We start from the raw sequence: 8,330 nt of genomic DNA, 5'->3' as shown, positions 1-8,330 counted from the left end.
AGTCGAAAAGTCCGGAGAGCATCATAAGAAATCCTTTGCCAATGATATGAAAAACCGTAATTTACTTGTCAATGAGCTAACTATATCAAATGTGCGGCGAACTGCACGAAATTTTGTTAATTTTTAGAGATACCCTTAAATAATTTGGTGCCTTGGTGGCTTGGTGGCTAAATAATCTGAAAAATAAAAAAATGAAATACGCTCAAAGCCGATTGCGAAAGAAGATTCTAACGCTTTCGGCTTTTTTATTTCTTTCTGTTTTAGTTTGGCTCGACAGAACATATCATTTCATACCCCAGCCCGCAGTTCCTGTTTCGCAAACGCAGGATGTAAATGAGTGGGACAAATACCATAAGAAAACTTTTATCGTAACAAAAGCCGTTGACGGCGATACGATTGATATAAACATCCCCGACGGCAGGTACGAACATACCAGAATCAGACTGCTCGGCGTCGACACACCTGAAACAAAAAAGCCCGATACGCCTGTGATGTATTTTGGTCCGGAAGCAAGTGCATTTACAAAAGAAAAAACGCTCGGCAGAAAAGTTACCGTGATTATGGACGCACGTTCAAATCCCCGCGATAAATATGGCCGATTGCTCGCGCACATTCAGCTTGACGACGGCGGCATATTAAATGAGGAACTTATATCGAATGGTTTTGCGTATGCCGACCCGCGTTTCTCGCAGAGTTTCAATAAAGAATATGCCCAGCTCGAAAAACAGGCGATGAAATCAAAGGCAGGCTTGTGGAAAAAAGTTACGCCTGACCAAATGCCAAAATGGCGACAAAAAAAATAAATAAGTATGCCGAAGGCATTCCACAATTTTTGATTTTTTATTTTTAATTTTTGATATTGGTTAGTACCGGTCAATTGGCAACGACAGATTCTGTTGTCGTGTCAAATCTATGAAGCTTCCCTTTTGAGCGTCGCGAATCTGGATTGTGCCGTATTCCTTGTAAGTGTTGTAAAGGATTGCCAGTTTCTCTTCGTCTTTAGCTTCGAGATTTTTATGCCATTGGCCGATGCGAGCGCCCCATCTAATTTCAGTTCCGTCTTTGGCGTAAAAAACTATATGCGGCTGCGAAACACTTCTGCGTCCGTTAAAATTGCTCATATCGATAGATTTAATTTCCGCAAGCAGCGGCTTGTTCGGCTCAACCTGCTTATCCATTTTGTCCAAAAGTTGAATCAATTCTATTGCCGCCGCGACATCATCGCTCTGCCAGGGTTCGCCAATCGAACGCGACGAGAGACTATGCGATGGCACACCTGCAATTTCCACAATCGTCAGCTTACTTATCGGCACATAATCCAGCACCACCGCCTGCGCATCAAGATAATACCACCCATCGTGCGAAGTAACCATCGCCAGCGGCTTTCGAAAATCGGCTTTGACAACAATCGCCTTGCTTCCAACACTGACCTGAACATTATAAAGCCACGCCAAAGGCCGCAGATTTTCGCCGATAATTCTGGCCGTAGTTTCATTCAAAATGAAATTGTGCCCGCCTTTTCTCGCCGCATCGGCAATCTCATGTTCGAGTTCCGGGCTGACCCATTCCGGCACACCCATAAGTTCCAGCCCAAGCGACTGTTGCCCGAAGCGGTAACTGGTTTTGACAAACCTGTCGAGATAGATGAAACCAACCGTCAGACCGACTCCGAGGATAATAACGATAAAGATATTCAGCGTATTGCGAACTGCTTTGGAACGCTCTTTCTTTTCGGTTTTTGTAAGTTTCTTTTTACCAAAACCAAACCACGATTTTTTATTTTTCTCTGCCAACTATGCTTTCCTTCTCAAAGTCGTCTGAATAATTCTCATACACAGTTGGGTCATATCCATTCCTGTTTTGGCCGCGGCTTTCGGCAATAATGAATGCGACGTAAAGCCGGGAATCGTGTTAATTTCTATAACATAAGGAACACCGTCGCCGCCGATAATCAGGTCTATTCTGCTGAAATCTCTGCATCCGACAGCTTTAAAACTTTTCATCGCGACATTATTAATTTTGGCCAGCAGCGCCTCATCCTGAATTGTGTCAAACAGATATTGAGTCTGATCGTCATTATACTTCGCGTCATAATTATAAAAATCTCTCGATGTCCTGATTTCTATAACCGGCAGAACTTTATCATCGACAATACCGACCGTAATTTCGCGACCAGTGATAAATTTTTCAATCATACAATCGCCGAACTCGTAATAACATTCTTCCGCTGCCGCCGCTGCACTGTCAGCGCCTGTAACAATCTGCACACCAACGCTGCTTCCGTTTCGTATTGGTTTAACGACAAATTTTCCATCAGCGGAGAAATTTAGTTTTTGATTTAAACCGGCAAGCTCTTTGGATTTTCGGATTTCCACAACCGGCGGCGTCGGAACACCAGCAGCCTGAAGCGCTTTCTTACAAGCCATTTTGTCAAACGCAATTCTGCTCGACTTCGAATCGCAGCCGGTGAACAACAATCGTTTACGTTCACAAATCTCCTGCATATCGCCGCCTTCGCCGAATTCTCCGTGAAATACAAGAAAGAATATGTCTATGCTCTTGTCGTCAAGGATGTATGGTTTGTCAGGCAGAAAATCGTGCTCGATCACCTCAAGCGACGCGACTTTCCGCAGCGCATCGGCAACGCACTTTCCGCTGGTCAGACTTACCTGACGTTCAGAACCAACCGCCCCCATCAATACCGCAACTTTTAAATCGCCTGATATATTTAAATCCATTTAAATTAATCCGACCCGCAGGTCGTTCCATAATTTTGATTTTTAATATTTAATTTTTGATTTATTTTCTTACCAGATTTCTATTTCCAACTCGAGTGCAACATCGAATTTTTCTTTTACTTTCTTTTTGATTGTATCTATCAATGAAATAACATCGCCGCTTTTGCATCCTTTTTCAGCGACGATAAAATTCGCGTGTTTTTCGCTAACCATTGCACCGCCGACTTTAGTGCCCTTCAGGCCGGAGCGGTCAATCATCGCGCCTGCGCTCATACCGCGAGGATTTTTGAAAACACAGCCGGCACTTTTCATATTCAAAGGCTGCGTATTTTTTTTATAAATCCAGACTTCCTTAACAGACCGCAATAACTGATTGGGGTCAGCCTCGACCAATTTTAATTTTGCCGCAAGAATTATTTTCGTGGTTATATTTGAATGTCTGTAATCGAACGCAAGTTCCGGCCGGGACTTTTCAAAAATCTTGCCCTGATTGTCCATCAGAACAACCGATTCAATCACAGCGCCGATATCGCCAAAATTTCCGCCGGCGTTCATTCGCACCGCGCCGCCGATTGAACCAGGAATACCCGCAAGCGACTCCAGTCCGCCGAGCCCTTTGCGAACGCAGTTCAGAACGAGTTTACTCAAATCCGCTCCGCCGCCTGCAACAAAAAGGCCGTCAACCGGTTCGACTTTGCAGAATTCCTCGCCGTCCAATTTTATGACAACGCCCTTAACGCCTTCATCGCGGACAAGAAGATTCGACCCGAATCCCAGCACGCGCAGCGGAACATTGTGTTCGCCGCATCGGCGCACCACTTCCGCAAGCTGCTCGGCATTCGCAGGCCGAACAAAATATTCGGCTTTGCCGCCCAAACCAAACCATGTCATTTCGCTTAAAGCGTAGTCTTTTTCAACTATTTGTTCTAAGCCACTGAATATATTCGTCCGCAACTTTCCAGACATTACCAGCTCCCATAGTCATTAAAATATCGCCGGATTTTACATTACTTTTCAAAAATTCGCAAATGCTTTCAAAAGAATTGATAAACATCGCATTACTGCCGTTTTTCTTGATTTCATCGACGAGCATTTGTGAGTTGACTTCATTTTTCGATTTTTCCGTATCTCGCACGAAATAAATCTCCGGCACAATCGTCAAATCCGCCAGTTTGAAGCTGTCGGCAAAATCCTTCAGCAAAAATCGCGTCCGGCTGTACTGGTGCGGCTGGAAAATACAGAAAATCCTCCTGCCATCGTATCGCTGCCGCATACCATTCAAACTCGCCTTAATTTCAGTCGGATGATGAGCGTAATCGTCATAAACGCAAATATCGTTAATCTCGGCCTTTTTCATCAGCCGCCTGTCCATACCTTCAAACCCGCCAAGCACTTCAAGCACGTCTTTGGCGTCAAGTCCGAGCGATACCGCCGCGGCGATTACCGCAAGAGCGTTTTTAACGTTATGTTTGCCCGGCAGACGAATAACAGCTTTGCCGATTACATTTTGTTTGTTAAGACAGACAAATTCCGTCCTGTCTGGAAATTCTGTTATGTCTTTTGCCGAGTAATCGAATTTATCAGAAAGACCGAATGTCAGAATATTTTTATCCCTGCGGAATTTAGACAGCAGTTTCGCGACATTTTTATCCTCACCCCAGGCAACCAGCGTACCGTCAGGCCTGATACCATTAGTGAAATCGCCGAACGCTTCGACAATCTCGTGAATATCGGCATAATAATCAAGATGGTCAGGCTCAACATTCAGAATAACCCCGACCTGCGGCCGAAGATTCAGGAAACTCCTGTCATATTCGCAAGCCTCTGCGACAAAGCAATCGCCATTGCCTACGCCGGACGAAACGCCGTACTGCATAATGTCGGCACCTACAACGAAATTTGGGTCAATACCAAGATTTTTGAGCACACAAACGAGCCAGCCGGTGGTTGTGCTTTTGCCGTGAGTGCCGGAGATGGCGACACCCTTGTACCTGTCCATCACTAACCCCAGCATTTGAGCATATTTATAGATTGGGATGTGTCTTTTTCGTGCTTCGAGCAGTTCAGGATTATCGTCTTTTACAGCCGCCGAAACGATGACTCCGTCCAATTTTTCGGGCAGGTTCTCGGCTTGATGACCGATTTTTACGACCGCACCGTCATCGGTAAGCCTTTCGGTGAGATTGGAATTTTGCATATCGGAGCCGCTGACAAAAGCTTTTTCCTTCATCAGGATAGCTGCCAACGCGCTGGTGCCTACGCCGCCGATACCAATAAAATGATAACATTTGCCTTCCGCTGGCGATTTCTTTTCCATATTTTTGGTCCCGAACGGCACATAATAACGATGTGCACATTGTACAGAACTATACTCCATTATCTTCAAAGTAAACTCCGTTTTGTGTGTTAGAATGTTCTATTTATAGATATAAAATCGGCTTGTTGCAATAATAATCTGTAGTTAAAATGGGCAAAAAATTATTTTCCTCGTTTATTTCCCCAAAACTTTGTAGATTTAAATAAGAGTGGGTTTGTGTTTGAAGACCTAATACCTTTCAAGCCAATTTTCAGCAAAAAAGATTAAATCTAATCCATCGACTTGACCATCGCCGCCTGTCTGTGGAGCAACATCTCCTGTATACGCGCCAGACTTTAACCACTGTTTCGAAAATAAGCTCATAGCTTTATTATCTATATTTTCAGAATCACTTGTTAAAACCGCCCAATCCAGAAAATTGACTATACCATCTCCCTTGTTTTCAGATATATCCATTGCTAACCTTTCAAGCATCCATTGCTCTGAAAGGACTGCAAAATCCTTAAAATCCACATCTTCATCTTCATCAAAATCTCCAGTTAATGAGACTCTTGCATACCAAAGCTCTCTGCCGTTTACACCGTCACTGGCGGAAAAGAACAACACCCCATTGACATCGACTAAATTATTTGGGTCTGAATTGCCTAAAGAAGGAGCAATGTCTTTTGCCATAAATGTCCCTTCCGCAGTACCATCACTGTGCCAAAGCTCATACCCGTGTGTTTCATCATCTGATTTAAAATACATCATATTGTTTACTTTAATAATATCTGAAGAAACACCAGATGTAGATGTTACTTTATTTGTGCCGGCACTTGTTCCATCTGTAACCCACAAACCGCTGCCGCCCTCATCATCTGCATAAAAATAAACTTTATTGTTTATCGTTGTAAATCCCCACGGATACGAATCTCCGCTGCCCGGATTAATATCCTTAAACAGCATTGTCCCTTCTTCAGTACCATCTGTTTCCCATAGTTCTATTCCATTTGCCTCGTTTCCTGCATTGAATAGAATTTTATTATCTATTGTAGCAAAATCTAAAGCGGTAATTATTGAACTATTCTCACCTGCATAAATATCTTTAACCATCACGGTACCTTCTTCTGTTCCATCACTCTTCCATAATTCAGTACCATGTACTCCGTTATCGCCATAAAAATATAGAATCCCATTTATATCAGTAAAACCATATGCTGACGCATCATGAAATTTTTTCAGCATTACCGTACCATCCGCGGTTCCATCTGTTTTCCATAATTCCGACCAGCACCTAAAAAACAATTTATCACCAGATGCCGTCAGACAATCCGGCTCGTATAAATTTATAATTTTATTTGTTCCTTCAAACGTCCCGTCACTCTTCCATATGGCCTTGCATTGCCCATCAGAAGCCACAAAATACAACACATTACCTAATGCTTTTATTTCCGTTAGCGAGCAACTACTGGGGCCGACAACGATATCTTTAACCATGTAAGTCCCTGCCTCTGTACCATCACTCCGCCACAATTCTTTCCCATGTATTCCATCATTAGCTGCAAAATAAGCTTTTGAGTTCATCTTTGTCATACTTGAAATATCGGAACTGTCCGGCCCGGCACAAATATCTTTAATCAGCAATGTCCCCTTTTTGGAACGGTTGCTTTTCCACAATTCCTGTCCGTGTTTGCCGTCATTGGCTGTAAAAAACAAAATTGAATTTACCTCTGTAAGCTCTTTCGGATATGAAGATTCCGGCATAATATTCTTTACCATAAATGTCCCCGCTGTAGTGCCGTCACTTCGCCATAATTCATGCCCATACTTTCCATCATCCGCTGTAAAATAATACAAACCATTCGATTGGGCAAAAGGAACTATACCACCATTTAGCGTAACTTTTTTAATCAATATTGTACCTTGTACTGTACCATCACTTTTCCATAGGCCATTAGAAGTAGAAACATAAAAATAATTTCCATTTTTAACTATTTGGTACGGATAAGAACTTTCAATGCCTGGTTCTAAATCCCTTACTAATACCGTTCCGCTCTGTGTCCCGTCACTTTTCCACAATTCAAATCCATGTACCTCTTCATCAGCAGCAAAATATAGGATTCCATTTACATCTTCCAATAACCAACATCCATTGAAATCATACAGTAACACTGTACCCTCTTCGGTTCCATCACTTCTCCATAATTCCGTTTGCCCGCTTGTTTCATTATAAGTATTAAGGAATAAATTATTTCCAGCTAACACCAGTTCATCCATATTGTTGGAATTCATATCTTTTACAAGAACCGTCCCACTATCTGTTCCATCAGTTTTCCATAAGTCACGGCCGTGTATATCATCCCAGCCTTTCAAATATAGATTAGAATTTAATAATATGTGACCTTCAGGTGAAACCTTTTCAGTAACTTTATATGTTCCGCTTGAAGTTCCATCAGTGCGCCATAAATACGATCGCCATTCTTCTTCAGAAAAAGTGGAAAAATATCCGATGTTGCCGATGGTGCCAAAATAATTAATATGCGCATCGTATCCGAAGTCTTTGAGCATCACTGCGCTGCCAGATGAGCAGTTTCTTTTATACAACACACTTGTCTTGCTTGAATCCATGAACGTTGAAAAATAAAACATATCACTCGTAACTGTTAGTATTTTAGGCCATGAACCTCCCGAACCAGGATTAAGGTCTTGGACCATATAAGTCCCTGATTCAGTTCCATCGCTTCGCCAAAGCTCTCCTCCATTTATTTCATCATCTGCGGTAAAATACAAAATTCCATTAACATTCGTGAAATTATATGGTCCTGAACCCCACGTTCCACTAATCTTCTTTACCATATAAGTTTCCGCGTCAGTGCCGTCAGTTCTCCATAACTCGTGCGTATACTCTTGACCTATATAATGTTCTACCCTGAAATAAAGTATGTTATTTATATTTATAAATTCATTTCCCGGCGAAATGTCTTTTATCATTGAAGTTCCAGAAGCGGTACCATCCGTTTTCCATAACCGTTGGCCGGCAGTATCATTCGTGGCTCGAAAAAATAAAAAACCATTCGCTACTGTCAAATAATCAGGATAAGAACTTGCCCCTTCTGATTTGCATATATCTTTGACAATACCTACATCAAGAGTGAAATTTGGAGTATTACTAAATACCAGACAGGATACGTTCGAGAGCAGCAAAAACAATATTATGTACTTTCCCCTTAACAAATCTTCTTCCTTTCCTGCAAAGAGTAAAACAATAATATTATATCGCCTATTGCTTAAAAAAC

Annotated in this window: 6 protein-coding genes; 1 reads left to right on the top strand and 5 read right to left on the bottom strand. The window is 42.3% G+C overall.

Annotated elements, in window-relative coordinates; all coding sequences use genetic code 11:
* The first annotated feature begins 155 nt into the window (after positions 1 to 155).
* Complete coding sequence (locus tag LLF92_03805; protein MCE5340237.1) at positions 156 to 803, top strand: thermonuclease family protein; 648 nt, start codon at positions 156 to 158, stop codon at positions 801 to 803.
* 60 nt (positions 804 to 863) lie between these two features.
* On the opposite strand, the gene LLF92_03800 is transcribed toward LLF92_03805, so the two are convergent.
* The 5 genes from LLF92_03800 to LLF92_03780 form a co-directional block, all read right to left on the bottom strand.
* Complete coding sequence (locus LLF92_03800) at positions 864 to 1,793, bottom strand: hypothetical protein (protein ID MCE5340236.1); 930 nt, start codon at positions 1,791 to 1,793, stop codon at positions 864 to 866.
* Positions 1,794 to 2,738, bottom strand: a complete 945-nt coding sequence (locus LLF92_03795; GenBank protein MCE5340235.1) for a D-alanine--D-alanine ligase — start codon at positions 2,736 to 2,738, stop codon at positions 1,794 to 1,796.
* A gap of 69 nt (positions 2,739 to 2,807) precedes the next feature.
* On the bottom strand, positions 2,808 to 3,704 hold the full coding sequence (gene murB / locus LLF92_03790; protein MCE5340234.1) for a UDP-N-acetylmuramate dehydrogenase: 897 nt from the start codon (positions 3,702 to 3,704) through the stop codon (positions 2,808 to 2,810).
* Complete coding sequence (gene murC / locus LLF92_03785) at positions 3,652 to 5,055, bottom strand: UDP-N-acetylmuramate--L-alanine ligase (protein MCE5340233.1); 1,404 nt, start codon at positions 5,053 to 5,055, stop codon at positions 3,652 to 3,654. Before murC ends, murB begins: the two co-directional genes overlap by 53 nt.
* Positions 5,056 to 5,283: 228 nt before the next feature.
* Entirely contained in the window at positions 5,284 to 8,268 is a 2,985-nt protein-coding gene (locus LLF92_03780; GenBank protein ID MCE5340232.1) for a hypothetical protein, read from the bottom strand.
* Between the last annotated feature and the right edge of the window lie 62 nt (positions 8,269 to 8,330).

It is taken from the genome of Planctomycetaceae bacterium, assembly GCA_021371795.1.
Taxonomy (GTDB): Bacteria; Planctomycetota; Phycisphaerae; order Sedimentisphaerales; family UBA12454; genus UBA12454.
The sequence above is the reverse complement of the archived record's forward strand: the minus strand, read 5'-3'. Positions and strand labels throughout refer to the sequence as shown.